The following is a 22,713-nucleotide window of genomic DNA, read 5'->3' as shown; positions in this document are numbered from 1 at the left end:
GTGGACGCATTCATTCTTAGCGATATCGACCAGGGCGTGATGACCATCACCCTGAACCGCCCGGACCGACTCAACAGCTTTAACGACGCCATGCACCAGCAGTTGTCCGAGTGTCTGAAGCAGGCTGAACGCGACGAGACCATTCGCTGCCTGCTGATCACCGGTGCCGGGCGCGGTTTTTGCGCCGGACAAGACCTGAACGATCGTAACGTCGACCCGAGCGGCCCTGCACCGGATTTAGGCATGTCGGTGGAGCGTTTTTATAACCCGCTGGTGCGTCGCTTAGCCGCGCTGCCCAAGCCGGTAATTTGCGCGGTCAACGGTGTAGCGGCAGGTGCCGGTGCCACGCTGGCGCTGGGCTGCGATATCGTGCTGGCGGCGCGTTCTGCAAAATTTGTGATGGCTTTCAGCAAACTCGGCCTGGTGCCGGACTGCGGCGGAAGCTGGGTGTTGCCGCGTGTGACAACCCGCGCCCGCGTCATGGGGCTGATGCTGCTGGGCGACAGCTTAAGCGCCGAACAGGCCGCGCAGTGGGGCATGATCTGGCAGTTGGTGGATGACGCAGAACTGAAAGACACCAGCCTGACGCTGGCGCGCCATCTGGCTTCCCAGCCAACCTACGGTTTAGGGCTTATCAAGAAAGCGTTGCAGCTGGCGGAAACCAATACCCTGGATGACCAGCTTGATGTCGAGCGCGATTTCCAGCGCCTTGCTGGGCGCAGCGACGACTACCGCGAGGGCGTCAGCGCCTTCCTTGGCAAACGTCCTCCACAGTTCAGCGGGAAATAAGCCATGACGCAAACACTCCACACCGTCGCCGTGATTGGCGGCGGCACCATGGGCGCAGGCATTGTTGAAGTGGCTGCCAGCGCCGGGCATTCGGTGCTGCTGTATGACATTTCCGCCGACGCGATTACCCGCGCTGTTGACGGTATCGCCCAGCGCCTGGATTCCCGCGTCCGCCGCGGAAAAATTAGCGCTGAGCAGGCGCAGGCGCTGCTGGCGCGTATTACTCCGGCAACTGAACTGAATCAGCTTGCGGATGCGCAACTGGTGATTGAAGCGGCGTCCGAGCGTCTGGAGATCAAACTGGCGCTGTTCAGCCAACTGGCGGAGATCTGCTCTCCGTCGACGCTGCTGACCAGCAATACCTCGTCCATTTCCATTACCGCCATTGCCGCTGGCATTAAACATCCCGAGCGCGTAGCGGGGCTGCATTTCTTTAACCCGGCACCGGTGATGAAGCTAGTCGAAGTGGTCAGCGGTCTGGCGACCTCAGCCGAAGTGGTTGAGCAACTGTGCCAGTGCGTAAGCGCCTGGGGTAAACAACCGGTGCGCTGCCGTTCAACGCCGGGCTTTATCGTCAACCGCGTGGCGCGTCCGTTTTACGCCGAAGCCTGGCGAGCGCTGGAAGAGCAGGTGGCGACGCCTGACGTGATTGACGCCGCATTACGTGACGGCGGCGGGTTCCCGATGGGGCCGCTGGCGCTGACCGACCTTATCGGCCAGGACGTCAATTTTGCGGTGACCTGTTCGGTATTTAACGCCTTCTGGCAGGACCGACGTTTTCTACCGTCGCTGCTGCAACAAGAGCTGGCCATCGCCGGGCGTCTGGGCAAGAAGAGCGGTCACGGCGTTTATCGTTGGCCTGTTGAAGCAGCGCCGGAACTGGCGCTGGCTGCGGTGCCAGCGCAATGCGCCGCAAAAAACATTAAGCGTGACGTTGTCACTGAACTGGACGAGGTGCTGTTGCTGGAAACCACCGGTGAAACCGCGCTGGCTTTAAGTGTGCAGCACAACCGCCCGGTGGTGGTGTACGACTACGCGGCGGGCGACACGGTGGTGCTGGCAAGTGCTGCCACCAATTCACAAGCCGCCAGCGACAAAGCGGTTTATTTCTTCCAGCAGCAGGGCAAAAAGGTACTGCGCATCGGCGATTATCCGGGCCTGCTGGTGTGGCGCACGGTGGCGATGCTGGCGAACGAAGCGCTGGACGCGCTGCAAAAAGGCGTTGCCAGCGCCGAGGATATCGATACCGCCATGCGTCTGGGCGTCAACTACCCGCACGGCCCGATTGGCTGGGGGGAATCACTGGGTTGGGGGCGCGTCCTACATTTGCTGGAAAACCTGCAACAGCACTACGGCGAAGAACGCTATCGCCCGAGTGCGCTGCTGCGCGAAAAAGCGCTACTGGAGATGCGTCATGAGTAATGAAGCCTGGCGAAACGCCCGCGCCATGTATGAGAACGATACCTGCGCCAAAACGCTGGGTATCAAGATTATCGAAATGGACGAAGGCTATGCGCAGATGACCATGGCGGTGTCACCGAACATGTTGAACGGCCATCAAACCTGCCACGGTGGACAACTATTTTCGCTGGCAGATATCGCATTCGCCTACGCCTGCAACAGTCAGGGGCTGGCGGCGGTGGCGTCTGCCGCCAGTATCGATTTCCTGCGTCCGGCCTTTGTTGGTGAACTGCTGACCGCCACCGCGCGGGTCAAGCAGCAGGGCAAGCTGACCGGCGTTTACGACATTGAAATTATCAACCAGCAGCAAAAAATCGTGGCCCTGTTTCGCGGCAAATCGCACCGCATCGGCGGCACTATTACAGGAGAAGTCTAATGCGTGACGCGTTTATTTGTGACGGCATTCGTACCCCGATTGGTCGCTACGGCGGCGCGCTGGCCGGCGTTCGCGCCGACGATCTGGCTGCCATTCCGCTGCGGGAATTACTCAACCGGAATCCGAAGTTGGATGCCAGCGCCATCGACGATGTGATCTTCGGCTGCGCCAATCAGGCGGGGGAAGATAACCGTAACGTGGCGCATATGGCGACGCTGCTGGCGGGCTATCCGCACACGGTGGCGGGCACGACCATCAACCGCCTGTGCGGTTCCGGTCTGGACGCAATTGGCTTTGCCGCTCGGGCGATTAAAGCCGGTGATGCGGATCTGCTGATTGCCGGTGGCGTGGAATCTATGTCCCGCGCGCCGTTTGTGATGGGCAAAGCCACCTCGCCGTTTCAGCGTCAGGCGGAGATGTTTGATACCACCATCGGCTGGCGTTTTGTGAACCCGCTCATGCAGCAACAATTTGGAACTGACAGCATGCCGGAAACGGCGGAGAATGTAGCTGAATTGTTAAATATCAGCCGCGAAGACCAGGACGCCTTTGCTTATCGCAGCCAGCAGCGCACGGCACAGGCTCAGCGCGACGGCATTCTGGCGCAGGAAATTGTGCCAGTGCAGATTATCGGCAAGCAGGGCGCGGTCAGCGCGGTGCGTGATGATGAACATCCGCGTGCGGAAACCACCCTCGAACAACTCTCTTCACTGAAAACCCCCTTCCGTAAAGGCGGCGTAATTACCGCCGGGAACGCCTCCGGCGTGAACGACGGTGCGGCGGCGATGATTATTGCCAGCGCAGAACAGGCAAAGGTACAGGGGCTGACGCCGCGAGCACGCATCGTAGCGATGGCGACGGCGGGTGTGGAGCCGAAGTTTATGGGGCTGGGGCCGGTACCGGCAGTGCGTAAAGTGCTGGAGCGTGCCGGGCTGAATATTAACGATATGGATGTGATTGAGCTGAACGAAGCATTTGCCGCTCAGGCGCTGGGCGTGATGCGTCAGCTCGGTCTGGCAGATGATGCTGAACACGTGAATCCCAACGGTGGCGCCATCGCCTTAGGCCACCCGTTGGGAATGAGCGGCGTGCGCTTAGCGCTGGCGGCAACGCTGGAACTGGATCGACGCAATGGACGCTATGCGCTGTGTACGATGTGTATTGGCGTGGGCCAGGGCATTGCCCTGATCCTCGAGCGAGTGTGAGCTAATTGACCTGCGGATACCCTACAAAATGACAACAACAACAACATTAGATCCGATTGAAACTGCATCGCGTGATGAATTACAGGCTCTGCAAACCGAACGTCTGAAGTGGACGTTAAAACACGCCTATGAAAATGTGCCGATGTATCGCCGTAAGTTCGATGCGGCGGGCGTTCATCCGGATGATTTCCGTGAGCTGAGTGACCTAAGCAAGTTTCCCTGCACCACCAAGCAGGACCTGCGTGATAACTATCCGTTCGACACCTTCGCGGTGCCGATGGAGCAGGTGGTGCGTATCCATGCGTCGTCCGGCACCACCGGCAAACCGACCGTCGTCGGCTATACGCAAAACGACATTGATACCTGGGCCAATATCGTGGCGCGCTCCCTGCGTGCGGCGGGCGGTACGGCGAAAGACAAAATCCACGTCGCCTACGGCTATGGCCTGTTTACCGGCGGCCTGGGCGCGCATTACGGCGCGGAACGTTTAGGGGCCACGGTGATCCCGATGTCCGGCGGACAAACCGAGAAACAGGCGCAGCTGATTCGTGATTTCAAGCCTGACATGATTATGGTGACGCCGTCTTACTGCCTGAACCTGATTGAAGAACTCGAACGCCAGATGGGCGGCGACGCGCGCGGCTGCTCGCTGCGTACCGGCGTGTTTGGCGCCGAGCCGTGGACGGCGGGGATGCGCGCAGAAATTGAACGTCGCCTCGGCATTACCGCGCTGGATATTTACGGCCTGTCCGAAGTGATGGGGCCGGGCGTGGCGATGGAATGTATTGAAACCGGCGACGGCCCGACTATCTGGGAAGATCATTTCTTCCCGGAAGTGGTTAACCCGGAAGACGGCACGCCGCTGGCCGACGGCGAGCACGGCGAACTGCTGTTCACCACCCTGACCAAAGAAGCGCTGCCGGTGATCCGCTATCGCACCCGCGACCTGACGCGCCTGCTGCCGGGCACCGCCCGTACCATGCGTCGGATGGATCGCATCAGCGGGCGCAGCGATGACATGCTGATTATTCGCGGCGTTAACGTCTTCCCATCGCAGCTGGAAGAAGAGATCCTCAAGATTGAACATCTGGCGCCGCATTACCAGCTGGAAGTGGATCGTCGCGGGCATCTTGATTCACTTTCCGTGCGCGTGGAGCTAAAAGAGAGTGGTCTGGCGCTGAGTCACGAGCAGCGCTGCCAGATTTGCCACCATCTGCGTCACCGTATTAAGTCGATGGTTGGGATCTCTACCGACGTCAGCATCGTTAACTGCGGCAGCATTCCACGCTCCGAAGGCAAAGCGTGCCGCGTGTTTGATTTGCGTAAAGTCGCAGCAAACGGTTAAGACTCGTAGGCCTGATAAGCGCAGCGCCATCAGGCGAAAGCGCACAGATTGCCGGATGGCGGCGTTGCCTTATCCGGCCTACCAATTCCCGCCGTTTCGCGGAATTATTCCTGTGCTATGATTCAAAAAGGATATAAATAACAACAGAATGAATCATATGGACAAACTCGACAGCTTTATTCAGCAGGCGGTGACCGCGATGCCCATTAGCGGCACCTCGCTTATCGCTTCGTTATACGGTGACTGCTTATCCCAGCGCGGCGGCGAAGTGTGGCTCGGCAGCGTGGCGGCACTGCTTGAAGGACTCGGCTTTGGTGAACGCTTTGTGCGCACCGCGCTGTTTCGCCTTAATAAAGAAGAGTGGCTGGACGTGGTGCGCATTGGCCGGCGCAGCTTCTACCGGTTGAGCGATAAAGGGTTACGCCTGACACGACGCGCCGAAAGCAAAATTTATCGCGCCAGTGCCCCGGAATGGGACGGCACCTGGCTGTTGTTACTTTCTGAAGGGCTAGAAAAAAATACCCTTAATGAAGTCAAAAAGCAGCTGATTTGGCAGGGGTTCGGCGTCCTTGCGCCAAGCCTGCTGGCCTCGCCGTCGCAAAAGCTGGCGGATGTGCAGTCGCTACTACACGAAGCGGGTGTGGCGGAAAATGTGATTGTATTTGAAGCACATTCACCGCTGGCCATTTCTCGCGCTGCGCTGCGTGAGCGTGTGGAAGAGTGCTGGCAACTGACCGAACAGAACGCCATGTACGAGGCGTTTATCACATTGTTCCGCCCGCTGTTGCCGCTGCTGCGTGACGCCGATGCGGGTGAGCTGACGCCGGAACGCTGCTTCCAGATCCGTCTGCTGCTGATCCATTTCTATCGTCGGGTGGTACTGAAAGATCCGCTGTTACCAGAGGAACTGCTGCCCGCCCACTGGCTGGGTCAGACCGCACGCCAGTTGTGTATCAATATCTATCAACGCGTCGCGCCCGGTGCTCAGGCTTTTGTCAGTGAAAAAGGCGAAAGTTCAGTGGGCGAACTGCCCGCGCCGGGGCCGCTCTATTATCAACGCTTTGGTGGATTAGCCGAGGCGTAACAGGAGAAGCCATGCCGATTTACCAGATGGACGGAATGATCCCCGTCGTACCTAACGAAAGCTATGTTCATCCAACCGCCGTACTGATTGGCGATGTGATCCTCGGCAAAGGGGTTTACGTGGGTCCTAACGCTAGCCTGCGCGGCGATTTTGGTCGTATCGTGGTGAAAGATGGCGCGAATATTCAAGATAACTGCGTAATGCACGGTTTCCCGGGCCAGGACACGGTGGTGGAAGAAGACGGGCATATCGGCCACGGTGCCATTCTGCACGGTTGCGTAATTGGCCGTAATGCGCTGGTCGGTATGAGCGCGGTGATTATCGATGGGGCGACCATTGGTGAAAACAGTATTGTCGGCGCGTCGGCGTTTGTGAAAGCACGGGCTGAGATGCCCGCCAACCATCTGATTGTCGGTAGTCCGGCAAAAGCGATTCGCACCCTAACCGAGCAGGAACTGACGTGGAAGAAGCAGGGCACACGTGAATATCAGGTACTGGTAGAGCGCTGTCAGCACACGCTTTCTGAAGTGCAACCGCTGACCGAAGCGGAACCCAACAGAAAACGGCTGGAGTTTGATGAAGATCTGAAGCCGAAATCAGCGAGTTAGCTCGGGGCAAGCGGGCGTCGGGTTACCGGCGTTGTCATCGGGGTGACAACGCCGGGCACAATGTTCTTATCAGAACTGATAGCTGGCGGTGACGCTGACGTTACGCGGTTCACCATAGACGATAGAGCCGTCAATGTTGGTGTCGTAAGTCTTATCGAACAGGTTGTTCAGATTGCCCTGCAGGGAGAAGTTTTTTGTCACCTGGTAACGGGTGAATAAATCTACCAATGCGTAGCTACCCTGTTCGGCACGGAACGTCCCGTACGGCGTCACGGTATCGCTGTAAACGCGATTCTGCCAGTTAACACCACCGCCGACGGTCAGCTCCGGTATCGCTGGCAGACGATAACGGGTGAACAGTTTCACCGTAGTACGTGGCAGGTTTGGGTTCACCGCCTTGCCTTCGTTATCTTCAGCAACGTAGCGCGTTGCGCCAAACGTCATCTGCCAGTTATCGGTGATTGCACCGTTCACTTCGAATTCAACCCCTTTGCTGACTGTACCATTGCTCGACTTATAGGCCGTTTCGCCATTGCTGCCGGCAATTGGCGTACCGGTAGACTGTGCCAGGTTATCCTGCTCGATACGGAATACCGCAAGGGTGGTGGTCAGGCGACTGTTCATCCAGTCCGACTTTAACCCCATCTCATAGTTGTTACCGGTGATCGGGGAGAGGTATTTACCCGAACTGTCACGTTTGTTCTGTGGCTGGAAGATAGAGGTATAGCTGGCGTAAGTTGACCAGTTATCATCAATGTCATACACCAGACCGGCATACGGTGTGGTGTGATTTTTTTCCATGCTGTAGGTCAGGGTGTCGATACGCCAGTTGGTATAACGCGCGCCGAGGATCAAGTGCAGCGGGTCGGCCAGCGAAACACGCGTCGCCGCGTAGAGCGATTTCATGTGGGTGGTATCGTCCTGGGCCAGCGATTGTGGACGCCAGTTAGTCTCAGGAATATTACCGTCGAAGTTATTGAAATTCCCCACTTCGTTCGGATACACGTTATCCCAGGCATTGACATAACGGTTGTTTTGTTTGCTGTAGCTGCCGCCGAGCATCAGGTTATGTTGACGACCAAACAGGTCGTAGCCACCGTCGGCGAACAGATCAACCGCATCGATCTTACGCTTGCCGCTGTTCCATCCCGTACCGCCGACGTTGTCGTAACCAGGACCATAATTAGCATAGGGGCCGACCAGCATACCGGTGTTTTTGTCGACATAGGCATCGATGTACATTGTTTTGCTGTCGAACTTAACCTCAGAGTGGGTAGCGTTCAGGGTTGTCTGCCAGGTATCGGCAAAACGCTGTTTCAGCGTGACAAAGACTTTGTTGATGTCTTTGTCATTGTAGGCCCAGTCCGGAGCCGTGCTGCGCGAACGGTCATAGCTGTTTTTGCTGCCGTCGGTATTCCAGCGCGGCAGGCCACCCCAGGTTGGGCTGTTAACGTCAATACGCTGGTATTCATAACCGGCAGACAGGCTGGTGGTGTCACCCAGATCCGCATCGACAATCCCGGAGAAGAACATTTTTTCGCTGTTGTAGCGGTCAAGCCAGGAGTCGTTATTCTGATATCCGGCGACGATGCGAGCGCGCACATTGCCATCTTCGGTTAACGGACTCTGTAAATCAGTGACATAGCGCTGTTTATTCCAGCTGCCGTATTCTGCCGACACATTACCGGTGAACTCGCGGCTGGTGGCGTGTTTACGAATCATGTTAATGGAGGCCGAAGGATTGCCCGTTCCGGTCATCAAACCGTTCGCTCCGCGCACCACTTCTACGCGTTCAAACAAGGCGGTGTCGGAAAGTGCATCGCCGAGGTTCCAGCGGGATTCAAAATAGGTCGGGATCCCGTCGACCATATAGTTATCAATCTCAAAGCCGCGGGAAAAATAGCTGTTACGATCGGAGTCAGCCTGGCTTTTACTGATACCGAGCGTGTTGTCCATCACATCACCGAGAGTCTGTAACTGCTGATCTTCCATGCGCTGCTGGCTAACGATAGTGACAGACTGAGGTATATCGCGCTGGGTCATCTGCATTTTGGTGCCCGCTGTCGTCGACTTCACGCTGTAATCCTGTTCTTCGCCGGATGCCGAGTCTGAGGTGGCTGAACCATCAACGATCACCGTATCTTCGTTGGCGGCGAAGCCTGAAGCGGGAATAAAAGCCATGGCAATACAGACTGCAAGCAAGGAAGGGGCGAGTGCGGGTTGACGCTGAGAATCCCGGTTGTATGTTGTGAAAGACATCAATAAGTCCTTGATAATTATTAATATTAAGTTCTAATCACCGTTGCGGGTGATGAACCCTTTTGTTGTTAACTATTAAATTTGTATGTAAATGCAAATGCGAAATATACGCATTCATATTCAACGTGTAAACAGATGCTACAGAGATAAATGAAATATTGTTTCAGTACTATGTCTGAGCAATAGCGGCGGTAAATGGTTATAAGAACAGCGAAGGGGGAGCTTTTTGCTTAAAAAATCGGGGGTTAAAGTTGAAAGAGCGTGAGTAACTCGCTCATACTCTATACTCGCAGAGTCGCTCGGCGTAGCATGGCACAACGCATGGGCTGTTAATGAAAAAGGAAAACGTCGTGGCAGAAGAAACTATATTCAGCAAAATTATTCGTCGTGAAATTCCCTCAGACATCGTGTATCAGGACGAACTGGTAACCGCGTTTCGTGATATTTCACCTCAGGCACCCACGCATATCCTGATCATTCCCAACGTTCTGATCCCAACCGTTAACGATGTAACGGCAGAACATGAACAGGCGCTGGGCCGAATGATCACCGTGGCGGCCAAAATCGCCGAGCAGGAAGGTATTGCCGAAGATGGCTACCGTTTGATCATGAATACCAATCGCCACGGTGGACAAGAGGTGTATCACATCCACATGCATCTGCTAGGGGGCCGTGTGTTGGGGCCAATGCTTGCACATAAAGGTCTATGATAATGACCAGAGGATGCATCGCGCTGATGCTGGGCTTACTGTTGCTGGCTGGCTGTCGTTCACACCCCGAAATTCCGGTCAGTGATGAACAGTCTCTGGTGATGGAATCAACAATACTGGCCGCGGGTATAACAGCAGAACAACCTGCGTTAACCACGTATGATATTCAGCCTTCGGCATCCTCACGACTCTATAACGAAAGGCAAGAACCCGTCACCGTTCATTATCGGTTTTACTGGTATGACGCCAGAGGGCTGGAAATGCACCCTCTGGAGGCGCCACGTAGCGTTACGATTCCGGCACGTTCGTCGGTGACATTGTATGGCAGCGCCAATTTTCTGGGGGCGCACAAGGTTAGACTTTATCTTTATTTGTAAGAGGTGAATCTTGATGATCAAATTGAATCGCTACGCCGTGGTTGCTGCGCTGGCGATATTTCTCTCTGGCTGTGTGGCGCAACGTGAGCCTGCACCGGTAGATGAAGTAAAACCGGTACCGGAACAGCCCGCGCAGCCGCAACAGCCTGTGCCAGTTGTACCTACAGTGCCGACCATTCCGCAGCAGCCGGGTCCGATTGAACATGAGGATCAAACGGCGCAGCCCGCTCCGCGAGTACGTCATTATGACTGGAACGGGGCGATGCAGCCGATGGTGGGCAAAATGCTGCAGGCGGATGGCGTAAAAGCCGGGGGCGTTCTGCTGGTCGACAGCGTGAACAACCGCACTAACGGTTCACTTAATGCAGGGGAAGCCACCGAGACGCTGCGCAATGCGCTGGCGAATAACGGGAAATTTACCCTGGTTTCGGCGCAGCAACTGGCGATAGCGAAGCAGCAACTCGGTTTATCACCGCACGACAGCTTAGGCACGCGCAGCAAAGCGATTGGCATTGCCCGTAACGTCGGTGCCCAGTATGTGCTGTATTCCAGCGCATCCGGTAACGTCAATACGCCATCACTGCAAATGCAATTAATGCTGGTACAAACGGGTGAGATAATCTGGTCAGGTAAAGGTGCCGTTCAGCAACAATAAGCCATTGACGCGCGATGAGGTGTTGTCGCGCTATTTCCCGCAGTATCGTCCCGTCGCAGCTGGTAAGCTTGGCTTGAGCGGCGGGAGCTGCGTCATTGAACATCATTCCCATCGCCTCGTACTGCGCCGTCATCACGATCCTGACGCGCCAGAGTCGCATTTTTTACGCCACTATCATGCGCTAAAACGCCTGCCGGACAGCCTGGCTCCTGAACCTCGTTTTTATACGCGCGGGTGGATGGCCATCGACTATTTTCACGGTAGAGTCGATTCCAGATTACCGGAAGCCGACGAACTCGCGCGCTTACTGTATCATCTTCACCAACAACCCCATTTTGGCTGGCGAGTGAGTCTGCTGCCGTTGCTGGAACAGTACTGGCAGTGTTGTGATCCGACGCGTCGCACATCGCGCTGGTTACGTGTGCTAAAGCGTCTGAGTAAAAGACGGGAGCCTCATCCCTTGCGTTTGGGGCCTTTGCATATGGATGTCCACGGCGACAACATTGTGCATACGGTGTCAGGTCTGCGGTTGATTGACTGGGAGTATGCCGGGGACGGCGATATCGCCCTCGAGCTGGCGGCAGTGTGGGTCGCTGACGAGTCGCAACATCGCGAGTTGGTCAACGCCTATGCCCGCCATGCGCACATTGACCCAAACGTTCTGTGGCGGCAGATCAGACAGTGGCAACCCTGGATACTGATGCTGAAGGCGGGGTGGTTTGAGTATCGCTGGCAACAGACTGGCGATCGACAATTTATCAGGCTGGCCGATGACACCTGGCGGCAGCTAACCATGAAAGGATAAGGAGAGCAGTGTGGGTCCAGTAATGTTGGATGTTGAAGGGTATGAGCTGGACGCGGAAGAGCGTGAGATTTTGGCGCACCCGTTGGTGGGTGGTTTAATCCTCTTTACCCGTAATTACCACGACCCGGAACAGTTACGTGAATTAGTGCGTCAGATCCGCGCGGCGTCACGTAATCATCTGGTGGTGGCGGTGGATCAAGAAGGCGGGCGCGTGCAGCGTTTTCGCGAAGGTTTTACCCGCCTGCCAGCGGCACAATCCTTTGCCGCACTGCACGGTCTGGAAGAGGGTGGAAAGCTGGCTGAAAACGCCGGATGGCTGATGGCCAGCGAGATGATTGCGATGGACATCGATATCAGTTTTGCCCCCGTTTTGGATGTCGGCCATATCAGTGCCGCGATTGGCGAGCGTTCGTATCATGCCGATCCGCTAAAAGCGCTGGCGATGGCGACGCGCTTTATCGACGGTATGCACGCGGCAGGCATGAAAACCACCGGGAAGCATTTCCCTGGACATGGGGCAGTGACGGCGGATTCACACAAAGAAACGCCCACCGATCCGCGACCGGAAGCTGAAATTCGCGCTAACGATATGTCGGTGTTCCAGGCGCTTATTACGGAAAACAAACTCGACGCGATTATGCCTGCGCACGTGATTTATAGCGAAGTAGACTCCCGCCCGGCGAGTGGTTCACCGCATTGGCTAAAAACGGTCCTGCGTCAGGAGCTTGGTTTTGACGGTGTGATTTTCTCTGACGATCTGTCGATGGAAGGTGCGGCAATCATGGGGAGCTATGCAGAGCGAGGCCAGGCATCGCTGGATGCAGGTTGCGATATGATCCTGGTCTGCAATAATCGTAAAGGGGCAGTCAGTGTGTTAGATAATCTGTCGCCGATCAATGCAGAGCGTGTTACACGTTTGTATCATAAAGGTTCATTTTCGCGTCAGGAACTGATGGACTCGGATCGCTGGAAAACAATCAGCGCCCAGCTCAACCAGCTTCATGAACGCTGGCAGGAAGAGAAAGCAGGTCATTAACGCAAGTTTGCGAGGATGCGATGATTATCTATTTACACGGTTTTGACTCTAACAGTCCGGGCAACCACGAGAAAGTGTTGCAATTACAGTTTATTGACCCGGATGTCAGGCTGATTAGCTACAGTACACGGCATCCTAAACATGATATGCAGCATCTGCTGAAAGAAGTAGATAAAATGTTGCAGCTTAATGTCGACGACCGACCGCTGATTTGCGGTGTGGGTCTGGGCGGCTACTGGGCAGAAAGGATTGGTTTTCTGTGTGATATTCGCCAGGTGGTGTTTAACCCTAACTTGTTCCCGAATGAGAACATGGAAGGAAAAATCGACAGGCCGGAAGAGTACGCTGACATCGCCACAAAATGTGTGACCAATTTCCGTGAGAAGAATCGCGACCGGTGTCTGGTCATTCTGTCACGGCATGATGAAGCGCTGAACAGCCAGCGTTCTTCCGAAGAGCTGCGTCACTACTATGAAATTGTATGGGACGAAGATCAGACCCATAAATTTAAAAATATCTCCCCACATTTGCAGCGAATCAAAGCCTTTAAGACGTTAGGTTAGTCACTCACCCACGTTTAACAAAGCCAGCCTGCGGGCTGGTTTTTTTATCTTTAAAATTCCAGTTGTCTATCTTTTCAGCATCAAAACTTGATGCACATCAAATTTGGTATGACCAATGCACCGTTCGTGTTATTCTCAGTCTCGAAGGACATTTTCATTATCGTAACGTGTTGTTAATTAAAGGCTATGCCTATAACGTTTAATTAACAATTGGTTAATAAAATTTAAGGGGGTCACGTTGACTACACCATTGAAAAGGATCGTGATTGTCGGCGGCGGTGCTGGCGGACTGGAAATGGCGACGCAGCTCGGTAAAAAGCTGGGGCGCAAGAAGAAGGCCAAAATCACGCTGGTAGACAGAAATCACAGCCATCTATGGAAACCGTTGCTGCACGAAGTGGCAACCGGATCGCTGGATGAGGGTGTTGATGCACTGAGCTATCTGGCGCATGCCCGTAACCACGGCTTTGAATTCCAGCTGGGTTCGGTTATGGATATCGATCGTGAAGCGAAGACTATTACTATCGCTGAGCTGCGCGATGAGAAAGGTGAACTGCTGGTTCCTGAGCGCAAAGTGGCGTATGACACGCTGGTAATGGCGTTGGGTAGTACCTCCAATGATTTCAACACGCCGGGCGTCAAAGATCATTGCATCTTCCTTGATAACCCGCATCAGGCTCGCCGTTTCCATCAGGAAATGCTGAACCTGTTCCTGAAGTATTCGGCGAATTTGGGCGCTAACGGCAAAGTGAATATCGCTATTGTCGGTGGTGGTGCGACGGGCGTTGAGCTGTCGGCTGAACTGCATAATGCGGTGAAACAGCTGCACAGCTACGGCTACAAAGGGTTAACCAACGAAGCGCTGAACGTGACGCTGGTGGAAGCCGGTGAGCGTATTCTGCCTGCGTTGCCGCCACGTATTTCCAGCGCGGCTCATAATGAGCTGACCAAGCTGGGCGTGCGTGTGCTGACGCAGACGATGGTGACCAGCGCTGATGAAGGCGGTCTGCACACCAAAGACGGCGAGTATATTGAAGCCGATCTGATGGTCTGGGCAGCAGGTATCAAAGCGCCAGACTTTATGAAGGATATTGGCGGTCTGGAAACGAACCGTATTAATCAGCTGGTGGTTGAACCGACTCTGCAGACGTCGCGCGACCCTGACGTGTACGCGATTGGTGACTGTGCCTCCTGCGCACGTCCGGAAGGGGGCTTTGTCCCGCCGCGCGCCCAGGCTGCACACCAGATGGCATCGTGCGCAATGAGCAACATTCTGGCGCAGATGAATGGCAAGCCGCTGAAGGCGTATCAGTATAAAGATCATGGCTCGCTGGTTTCACTGTCTAACTTCTCTACCGTTGGTAGCCTGATGGGCAACCTGACGCGCGGTTCGATGATGGTGGAAGGGCGTATTGCTCGCTTTGTCTACATTTCGCTGTACCGTATGCACCAGATTGCGCTGCACGGTTATTTCAAAACCGGCCTGATGATGCTGGTGGGTAGCATCAACCGTGTAATTCGCCCGCGCCTGAAACTGCACTAATATCGATGTGTGATGCCGGATGACGCTGTTCATCCGGCCCCTTCCTTAAGAGTTCTCTGAATCCTGCTGCTTTGCTTCCTTGTTCCGCTATTTTCATCCGTAATCTGATTGGCATTTTTCATCTCCTGTTGCAAAGTTGTTGCTAATAGCAAAAAAGGAGGAAGTCCCGTGAATAAATCAATGTTGGCGGGTATAGGGATTGGCGTAGCTGCTGCGCTGGGTGTGGCAGCGGTGGCCAGTCTTAACGTGTTTGAGCGTGGCCCACAATATGCACATGTTGTCTCTGCGACCCCGATTAAAGAAACGGTAAAAACGCCGCGTCAGGAATGCCGTAACGTGACGGTTACCCACCGTAAGCCGGTGCAGGATGAAAATCGTATTGCGGGTTCAGTGCTGGGTGCTGTTGCGGGTGGGGTTATCGGTCATCAGTTTGGTGGCGGACGCGGTAAAGATATTGCCACCGTTGCAGGGGCATTAGGTGGCGGTTATGCCGGGAACCAGATCCAGGGTTCGATGCAGGAAAACGATACTTACACCAGTACGCAGCAGCGCTGTAAAACAGTGTATGACAAATCGGAAAAAATGCTGGGTTACGACGTGACCTACAAAATTGGCGATCAGCAGGGCAAAATCCGCATGGATAAAGACCCTGGCTCGCAAATCCCACTGGATAACAACGGCCAGTTGGTGCTGAATAACAACGCGTAAAATAGTCTTGCTCTGTACATGAATTAGCCCCCCATTCGCTCAGGCTGGGGGGCTTTTTTTATCAGATGGTTAATGCGGAGTTCAGGCCAGAGGCGCGGTTTCTTCTTTCAGCAGTTCAGGCCACAGACGCAGCGTGGTCCGGGTTATCTGCATCAGTTTCTCAAAAGTTGCCCCTTCGCGGGCGCTGATCGACATACCTTGTAAAATACAGTTCAGAAATTCGGCCAGTTTCTGCGGATCGCAGTGTGCCGGAATTTCGCCATGTTGCTGGCGCTGGCGAAGAAACTGGGTCAGCGTTTGCTCCTGCATGGCATGGCGGGATTTCACCGTGTGCGCAATATCGCGGGAAGAGGCGGCAAGCGTTGCGGAGGTATTAATCATAAAACATCCTGCCGGCGTGTCTTTGCTGGTGAAGCAGCTGGCGATTGCCGTGAAATAGTCTTCCAGCGCACAGGTGAGGCTTTTTTCTTCGCAAAAGAGTTGGGCTTCGTGCTTTGCAGCGAAGCAGGTGATGTAGCGGTCCAACACGGCACGAAATAACCCTTCCTTATTGGTGAATTCCGCATACAGCGTGGGCGCTTTGGCACCGGTTGCTTCCACGAGATCGGCGAGCGAGGTCGCTTCATATCCGTGCTGCCAGAAGAGTGTCATGGCCTTATCAAGCGCGGCTTCCCTGTCGAACACTTTTGGTCGGCCACGGCTTTTTTTTGCACAACCTGTCGTTTCAGTTGTCATGGTGCCGTCGTACCTGGTTGGGTTTATTGAACAATCATTATAAAAATATTTGCCCACACTCTCCAGTGTATTCACGATAAAAATAATTTGTTTCTATTGATATGAAAAATAAGACCTTTGCATTTTATATAACGATCGTTATAAAAAAACATTGACGTGTGACCTGGATCACATCTATGATTTCCCTATCGATCGTTAAGTTAATCTTTTCGACAGACATTCATCTGCATAAGGTCACTATTATGAAAAACGTAAAAACGCTGCTACTTGCTACGGTTCTGAGCTCACTTTCATTTGCCAGCTTTGCCGCTGTAGAAGTTCAGGCCACGCCTGAAGGCCAACAGAAGGTAGGGATTATCTCTGCGAATGCGGGGACTAACTTAGGTTCTCTGGAAGATCAACTGGCGCAGAAAGCAGATGAAATGGGGGCGAAATCGTTCCGTATTACCTCTGTGACCGGTCCTAACACTCTTCATGGTACAGCGGTAATCTACAAATAAGTTTTAACCCATCGCAATGCCACTGCGAGTTAACTAAAAAAACCCCCGCGGAAAAACATCCAGCGGGGGTTTTTTATGGGCAACTGTTTACAGTGACTGCTGACTGACGTCGTGATGACGCGTTACGTCTACCGGCATCCCGGAACGCAGTTCCATAGCGTGTTCCATGACGGAGGCATCCGTTTGTGCTGCATTCTTAAACGTCTTCATCGACGCGTTCAGTACGATCGGCAGCACCTGCGGATCGTCATCAATATTTTCCGACAGCGGCTGATGCACTTCTACGAGGCGCACGCCGTTGGGTTCAACAGAGGCTTTGATTGGCGTGTTGATAATATTGACCTTGGTACCTGGCGTAACCTGACGGAATAAGGTTTCAATATCACCGTCGCGCAGGCGAATACAGCCAGAGCTGACGCGCATACCGATACCAAAATCAGCGTTGGTACCGTGAAGTAAATAGACTCCACCGTAAGCCGCCAGGCGGATGGCATGATGACCCATCGGGTTTTCCGGACCCGCAGGGACGACGGCAGGCAGGTCGATACCATTGGCTTTGTAACGGGCGCGGATATTGGCCGTTGGGGTCCAGGTCGGGTTGGCTCGTTTATCAGAGATACTGGTTACCATGGTGGGGGTCAGGGTATCTCCGCCCAGTTGACCAATACCAATCGGATACACGGTCACCGAATTTTTACCTGGGTGATAATAGTACAGACGCAACTCGGCAAGATTAATCACAATCCCTTCGCGCGGGGCATCCGGTAGCAGGGTTTGCAGCGGAATGGTTAATACGCTACCGGCTCTTGGCACGAAAGGGTCGACGCCAGGGTTAGCCTGTAGCAGCGCTAAAAAACCCACATTGTACTTTTTCGCAATGGCTTCCAGTGAACCGCCGTTATCTTCGACAACATGTACGGTATTTTCACCCACCAGTCTGCTTCCTGGCGGAGGCAGCGGCCAGGTGTTCGCCTGGGCCGGAAGCGCCAGCGCAAGAGACGCGGCAAGCGTAAAATACGTCAGCCAGCGAGAGAATTGCTTATTGTTTAACATTGCCATAAGTCCATTGTTTTTACGTGGTTTTTATCATGTAAAAGTAAACAGGAATTATGGCGGTTTGCTGTGTCGGGAAGTGCAGGGAAGTGCAAAGAGTTTGTAAATTCAACCGGCCGGGTGAGTATGGTGAACTGCACCCGGCCTGATGGCTATGCTACGGCGTTTTCTTCCAGTTGGCGCATAAACTGACGCACCCACTCCATACGCGTTTTACGGTCAGCAAGGTCCTGAATAAACTTCAGGCGCGTGGGACCGTCCAGGCGGAAGTGCTGTGGTTGTTTTTGCAGCAAACCGATCAGCCACACTGGGTTGACGTGGTTTTTCTCTGCAAATTCAATGGTACCGCCTTTTTCATTACCCTCGAGCTTTCTGATACCCAGCTTTTGCGCCTGCTGGCGCAGACGGGCAATATCCAGCAGCGTGCGGGCAGGATCGGGCAGCAGGCCAAAGCGGTCGATTAGCTCGACCTTGATCTCTTCCAGTTCATTTTCACCCTTTGCACTGGCAATGCGTTTATAGAATGACAGTCGTGTGTTCACATCGGGAATGAAATCATCCGGCAACAGCGACGGCATGCGCAGTTCCACTTCGGTTTGTTGACTGGTGAGATCTTCCAGCGACGGCTCACGCCCTTCTTTGAGCGCATCCACCGCGTTCTCCAGCAGCTCCATATACAGCGAGAAACCGATGGTTTCCATTGAGCCGCTCTGGTCTTCACCCAGCAGTTCGCCTGCCCCGCGAATCTCGAGGTCGTGGGTCGCCAACGCAAAACCTGCACCCAAATCTTCCAGTGAGGCAATGGCTTCGAGGCGTTTTTGTGCGTCGGTGGTCATGGCTTTCGGGTGCGGTGTCAGCAGCCAGGCGTAGGCCTGGTGATGCGAGCGTCCCACGCGACCACGTAGCTGATGCAGCTGCGCCAGACCGAAGTGGTCCGCACGTTCGATGATAATCGTGTTGGCAGTCGGAATGTCGATCCCGGTTTCGATAATGGTGGTACACACCAGCACGTTAAATCGCTGGTGGTGGAAATCGTTCATCACGCGTTCCAGCTCGCGCTCGCGCATCTGTCCATGCCCGATGGCAATACGCGCTTCCGGCACCAGTTCTGCCAGCCTGTCGGCAGTTTTCTGGATGTTCTCAACGTCGTTGAACAGATAATAGACCTGACCACCACGCAGCACTTCACGCAGAATGGCTTCGCGTACCACCAGATTGTCATACTCGCGCACAAAGGTTTTGACCGCCAGACGGCGGGCGGGCGGCGTGGCAATGATCGACAGATCGCGCATACCGCTCATCGCCATATTCAGCGTGCGGGGGATCGGCGTTGCGGTTAGCGTCAGAATATCCACGTCAGCGCGCATCGCTTTGATTCGCTCTTTATGCCGCACGCCGAAGCGGTGTTCTTCATCGACGATCAGCAGACCTAAATCTTTTAGCTTCACATCGCTTTGTAGCAGTTTGTGGGTACCGATAAGAATATCGATTTTACCTTCAGCGACCTGCTCCAGGATCTGCGCTTGCTCTTTGGCGCTACGAAAACGCGACAACATCTCAATGCGTACCGGCCAGTTGGCAAAGCGGTCTCGGAAGTTGTCGAAGTGCTGCTGAGCAAGCAGGGTGGTCGGTACCAGTACGGCGACCTGTTTGTGGTTCTCGACGGCAAGGAAGGCGGCGCGCATCGCTACTTCGGTTTTACCGAAGCCAACGTCGCCGCAGACCAGACGGTCCATCGCCAGCGGCTGGCACATATCGCTGAGTACCGCGTTAATGGCCTGCGCCTGATCGGGCGTGGTTTCAAACGGGAAGCTGTCGCAAAACAGCTGATACTGTTCGCGGTCATGCTTAAAGGCAAAGCCTTCTTTCGCCGCACGCTGGGCGTAGATGTCCAACAGTTCTGCTGCCACATCGCGCACTTTCTCGGCGGCTTTTTGCCGCGCACGTGACCAGGCGTCACCGCCGAGTTTATGCAGCGGTGCATTTTCTTCTGCACCACCGGCGTAACGGCTGATTAAATGTAATGACGACACGGGTACATACAGTTTGGCGTCGTTGGCGTAGGTGAGCATCAGGTATTCAGCGGTGATACCGCCTGCTTCCAGCGTGGTCATGCCGGCGTAGCGCCCCACGCCGTGCTCCAGATGCACCACCGGCTGACCGGGGTGCAACTCCGCCAGGTTGCGGATTAAGGTATCGGGGTTGATGGTGCGACGCGAATCCTGACGACGGCGCGCCACGCGCTCGCCGAGGAGATCGCTTTCGCAGATCAGCGCCAGATTACGTTTGCTATCAATAAACCCGTGTTCCGCCGAGCCAATCATCAGATAACGACCGGCATCGACCGCTTCATCGAGGCGCAAAATGCGCTTCGGCGCAATCTTGATACGGGCGAGCAGTTCACCGAGAGCTTCGCGACGGCCTTCACTTTCTACCGAGAAAATCACCGGACCGGTAAAGGCTTCAAGGAACTTACGTAATGCGTCCAACGGCGCTTTTTGCTGCGCCTGGACGGCAAGGTCTGGCAGCTTCTGGAACCCGAGGTTGGTATTCGCCGCTTTTTTCGGCAGGCTCTCGGTTTTCAGTTGAACGCGGGGCCAGCGTTTAAGTTCAGAGAACAGCTCATCCACCCGCAGCCACAGTGATTCCGGCGGCAGAAGTGGACGCATCGGGTCAACGCCCCGATTCTCAAAGCGCGACAGCGTGTCGGCCTGAAAGCGCTCGGCGCTGGTTTCTAGATCGCCGGTATTCACCAGCAGCGTATTGGCCGGAAAGTAGCTGAATAGCGGCGGCAACGGCTCGCTGAAAAACAGCGGCTGCCAGTATTCGATCCCGGCAGGAAGCGTACCTTTACTGACCTGCTGATAAATATGTTCCGCGTCGCGTTTCACCTCAAAGGTGTCGCGCCACTGGCTGCGAAACAGTTCGATAGCCGTTTTATCGGTGGGGAATTCGTGCGCGGGCAGCAAATTAATGGCGTCGACTTCTTCCAGCGTGCGCTGGGTATCGGTATCAAACAGACGCAAGCTGTCAATTTCATCATCAAAAAAATCAAGACGATAGGGAAACTCGCTGCCCATCGGGAACAGATCCAGCAGTGCACCGCGCGTGGCATATTCACCGTGTTCCATGACTTGATCAACGTGGCGATAACCGGCACTTTCCAGCTGTTCACGCAGCGCGTCACGCGATAAACGCTGACCTTTTTTCATCACCAGCGCGTGACCGTGCAGATAGCTGTGCGGACACACACGTTGCATCAGCGTGTTGACCGGTACGATCAGCACGCCGCGCTGCATGGACGGCAGTTGATATAGCGTGGAGAGCCGCGAGGAGATGATTTCCTGATGCGGAGAAAAACTGTCGTACGGGAGCGTTTCCCAGTCCGCGAGGTTCATCACCATCTGGTCAGTAAACTGGCGAATTTCGTCATGCAGGCGCAGGGCATTTTGCATGTCAGGTGCGATGAGTACCACGGGGCCGGCGTGGTGTTCGGCAATGTCTGCCACCAGCGTGGCACAGGCGGCACCGGTAAGTTCACCTAACTGGCGCTGATCGCCAGCTTTCGCCGGGAGCGTGTAACGATGTTGTTCAGGCATTAGGTTGTCAGGATCTCGTTTAGATATACGTCTGATAAGCAATGTTCTTATTATCCGCAAACGTTTCTCATAAGCAAATTGATTCGCCCCCTGATGGGGGCAAAAAGCGCGTTAAGGTTAGCGCGAGGCGGCCGATAAAGAGGGTGGGGAAAACAGCAGGTCGGCAACGGTTTTTTGTGAAATTTTGCGTACCAGCAGGCCAAACAAAGTACACAGCAGCAAACAGACAAACGGATAAATCAGCAGCAGGGCCAGTTCTGCATGCGCAGACCATTTAGCATGATTGATGACGGGAATCAGCGTTAAGCTGAACAGTTCGACCAAAATTCGGTGGGTTGTGTAGATGGCGATTGTGTTAGAGCCGATCACGCTTAATGGGCTGGCCGCACGCATACCGAAGCGTTGCTCGAACTGATAAAACAGCTTCATGATCAGCACAATGGAAACCAATGAAAGCAGCAGCGAAACGTTGGCCAGCCATGCGATGACCGCCAGAATCATCGTCAACGAGCACAGGATCGGGTGGCGGCGCAGCGGAACCTCTTTAATCCCTGACATCAGCGTGCTGCCAAACCATGCCCCGAGACTGTAATACGCCAGATTACGTATCACGCTATTCATTCCCCACCACGGCGTCGGAAAAAAATTGACCGCCACACTGAGCAATACGAACAGAGCCAGCAGCGGCAGCGCCCAGCGGCTGAACAGTTTGCACAGAATGAAGTAGACGAGCAGCGCATACAGATACCATAAGCTGGTGCTGGCGGTCAGCATGCCCCAGGAAAAGTCGCCGACGGAACCGGCATACGCGGCGTTGGCGGCCTGGCTCAGATCGCGTTCTGGTGCCAGCCAGTGATTGAGCATGGTGAGTGCCAGCCATTGCACCATTCCCCACAGCAGCAGTACCCAGGCAATATTCCAGATCCGTTTATCTACGCAGGTCGTCCAGCCCACGCCATCGATGTATCGACGGATCAGATATCCCGAAATAAAGAAAAACACCGGCATGCGAAACGGAGCCAGGTAAAGATTGAGGTAAATCCAGCACTTGGTCAGCAGTTCTGACAGCGGATGCTGAAAACTGGTGAGATGGGGGTAAAAGGTAATCACGGAATGGTAAATGACCACCAGGCAAATACATAACCCTTTGATTTGGTTAATCCATAGCTCTTTTTTTATCATTACGTCGACGTATCCGTAGTGTTAAACATGACCTGCTATCCTGCGGATGGCAGGCGTCGCTGTAATGCGTAACCGTCTGCATTTTTGTTTTTTCAGATAAAGATCAGGTATTAGGCTTGA

General features: G+C 54.5%; 21 protein-coding genes. 16 read left to right on the top strand and 5 right to left on the bottom strand.

Annotation, left to right across the window (positions count from 1 at the left end):
• The 7 genes from paaG (at position 1) to paaY (ending at position 6,868) form a co-directional block, all read left to right on the top strand.
• Complete coding sequence (gene paaG, locus IB214_RS14190; RefSeq protein ID WP_117341943.1) at positions 1-789, top strand: 2-(1,2-epoxy-1,2-dihydrophenyl)acetyl-CoA isomerase PaaG; 789 nt, start codon at positions 1-3, stop codon at positions 787-789.
• Positions 790-792: 3 nt separating this feature from the next.
• Complete coding sequence (locus IB214_RS14185; RefSeq protein WP_117341944.1) at positions 793-2,211, top strand: 3-hydroxyacyl-CoA dehydrogenase; 1,419 nt, start codon at positions 793-795, stop codon at positions 2,209-2,211.
• The gene (gene paaI / locus IB214_RS14180) at positions 2,204-2,626 is read left to right on the top strand and encodes a hydroxyphenylacetyl-CoA thioesterase PaaI (RefSeq protein ID WP_117341945.1); all 423 of its coding nucleotides are present in this window, start codon (positions 2,204-2,206) and stop codon (positions 2,624-2,626) included. The genes IB214_RS14185 and paaI overlap by 8 nt, the downstream gene beginning before the upstream one ends.
• Positions 2,626-3,831 (top strand): 3-oxoadipyl-CoA thiolase, encoded by a 1,206-nt coding sequence (gene pcaF, locus IB214_RS14175; RefSeq protein WP_117341946.1) that lies wholly within the window; start codon positions 2,626-2,628, stop codon positions 3,829-3,831. Before paaI ends, pcaF begins: the two co-directional genes overlap by 1 nt.
• A gap of 28 nt (positions 3,832-3,859) precedes the next feature.
• Positions 3,860-5,176: a phenylacetate--CoA ligase PaaK gene (gene paaK / locus IB214_RS14170; RefSeq protein ID WP_117341947.1), complete on the top strand. Its 1,317-nt coding sequence runs from the start codon at positions 3,860-3,862 to the stop codon at positions 5,174-5,176.
• Positions 5,177-5,333: 157 nt separating this feature from the next.
• Positions 5,334-6,260, top strand: coding sequence for a phenylacetic acid degradation operon negative regulatory protein PaaX (gene paaX, locus IB214_RS14165; RefSeq protein ID WP_161959003.1), 927 nt, complete (start codon positions 5,334-5,336; stop codon positions 6,258-6,260).
• An 11-nt stretch (positions 6,261-6,271) separates the two neighbouring features.
• A complete protein-coding gene (gene paaY, locus IB214_RS14160; RefSeq protein WP_117341948.1) occupies positions 6,272-6,868 on the top strand; it encodes a phenylacetic acid degradation protein PaaY in 597 nt (198 codons plus the stop codon).
• A 69-nt stretch (positions 6,869-6,937) separates the two neighbouring features.
• On the opposite strand, the gene fhuE is transcribed toward paaY, so the two are convergent.
• Entirely contained in the window at positions 6,938-9,127 is a 2,190-nt protein-coding gene (fhuE, locus tag IB214_RS14155) for a ferric-rhodotorulic acid/ferric-coprogen receptor FhuE (protein WP_117341949.1), read from the bottom strand.
• 350 nt (positions 9,128-9,477) lie between these two features.
• On the opposite strand from fhuE, the gene hinT reads away from it, so the two are divergent.
• The 8 genes from hinT (at position 9,478) to IB214_RS14115 (ending at position 15,524) form a co-directional block, all read left to right on the top strand.
• On the top strand, positions 9,478-9,837 hold the full coding sequence (gene hinT / locus IB214_RS14150; protein ID WP_096759427.1) for a purine nucleoside phosphoramidase: 360 nt from the start codon (positions 9,478-9,480) through the stop codon (positions 9,835-9,837).
• A 2-nt stretch (positions 9,838-9,839) separates the two neighbouring features.
• Positions 9,840-10,214: a YcfL family protein gene (locus IB214_RS14145; RefSeq protein WP_117341950.1), complete on the top strand. Its 375-nt coding sequence runs from the start codon at positions 9,840-9,842 to the stop codon at positions 10,212-10,214.
• A 13-nt stretch (positions 10,215-10,227) separates the two neighbouring features.
• Positions 10,228-10,869 (top strand): penicillin-binding protein activator LpoB, encoded by a 642-nt coding sequence (gene lpoB / locus IB214_RS14140; protein WP_096757422.1) that lies wholly within the window; start codon positions 10,228-10,230, stop codon positions 10,867-10,869.
• Positions 10,850-11,674: a thiamine kinase gene (thiK, locus tag IB214_RS14135; RefSeq protein WP_117341951.1), complete on the top strand. Its 825-nt coding sequence runs from the start codon at positions 10,850-10,852 to the stop codon at positions 11,672-11,674. The genes lpoB and thiK overlap by 20 nt, the downstream gene beginning before the upstream one ends.
• Positions 11,675-11,684: 10 nt before the next feature.
• Positions 11,685-12,710: a beta-N-acetylhexosaminidase gene (gene nagZ / locus IB214_RS14130; RefSeq protein ID WP_096757420.1), complete on the top strand. Its 1,026-nt coding sequence runs from the start codon at positions 11,685-11,687 to the stop codon at positions 12,708-12,710.
• Positions 12,711-12,730: 20 nt separating this feature from the next.
• Complete coding sequence (ycfP, locus tag IB214_RS14125) at positions 12,731-13,273, top strand: alpha/beta hydrolase YcfP (RefSeq protein ID WP_117341952.1); 543 nt, start codon at positions 12,731-12,733, stop codon at positions 13,271-13,273.
• A gap of 238 nt (positions 13,274-13,511) precedes the next feature.
• Positions 13,512-14,816, top strand: coding sequence for an NADH-quinone dehydrogenase (gene ndh / locus IB214_RS14120; RefSeq protein ID WP_117341953.1), 1,305 nt, complete (start codon positions 13,512-13,514; stop codon positions 14,814-14,816).
• A gap of 168 nt (positions 14,817-14,984) precedes the next feature.
• Positions 14,985-15,524 carry a glycine zipper 2TM domain-containing protein gene (locus tag IB214_RS14115; RefSeq protein WP_096757417.1) on the top strand — a complete coding sequence of 180 codons (540 nt, stop codon included), beginning with the start codon at positions 14,985-14,987 and terminating at the stop codon, positions 15,522-15,524.
• Between the two features lie 81 nt (positions 15,525-15,605).
• On the opposite strand, the gene comR is transcribed toward IB214_RS14115, so the two are convergent.
• Positions 15,606-16,259: a TetR family copper-responsive transcriptional repressor ComR gene (gene comR, locus IB214_RS14110; protein ID WP_096757416.1), complete on the bottom strand. Its 654-nt coding sequence runs from the start codon at positions 16,257-16,259 to the stop codon at positions 15,606-15,608.
• A gap of 242 nt (positions 16,260-16,501) precedes the next feature.
• On the opposite strand from comR, the gene bhsA reads away from it, so the two are divergent.
• Complete coding sequence (bhsA, locus tag IB214_RS14105) at positions 16,502-16,759, top strand: multiple stress resistance protein BhsA (protein WP_096759426.1); 258 nt, start codon at positions 16,502-16,504, stop codon at positions 16,757-16,759.
• An 87-nt stretch (positions 16,760-16,846) separates the two neighbouring features.
• Here the strand turns inward: bhsA and IB214_RS14100 are convergent, their stop codons facing one another.
• From IB214_RS14100 to IB214_RS14090, 3 genes are all read right to left on the bottom strand, one after another.
• Positions 16,847-17,812 carry a L,D-transpeptidase family protein gene (locus tag IB214_RS14100; protein WP_096757415.1) on the bottom strand — a complete coding sequence of 322 codons (966 nt, stop codon included), beginning with the start codon at positions 17,810-17,812 and terminating at the stop codon, positions 16,847-16,849.
• Between the two features lie 152 nt (positions 17,813-17,964).
• Complete coding sequence (gene mfd / locus IB214_RS14095; RefSeq protein ID WP_115258743.1) at positions 17,965-21,411, bottom strand: transcription-repair coupling factor; 3,447 nt, start codon at positions 21,409-21,411, stop codon at positions 17,965-17,967.
• A gap of 117 nt (positions 21,412-21,528) precedes the next feature.
• Positions 21,529-22,593 carry an acyltransferase family protein gene (locus IB214_RS14090; protein WP_117341954.1) on the bottom strand — a complete coding sequence of 355 codons (1,065 nt, stop codon included), beginning with the start codon at positions 22,591-22,593 and terminating at the stop codon, positions 21,529-21,531.
• Positions 22,594-22,713 lie beyond the last annotated feature (120 nt).

The organism is Citrobacter sp. C1, from assembly GCF_014596895.2.
Lineage (GTDB): Bacteria > Pseudomonadota > Gammaproteobacteria > Enterobacterales > Enterobacteriaceae > Citrobacter > Citrobacter gillenii.
Note: the sequence above shows the minus strand (reverse complement) of the source record. Positions and strands in the feature narration are given on the sequence as shown.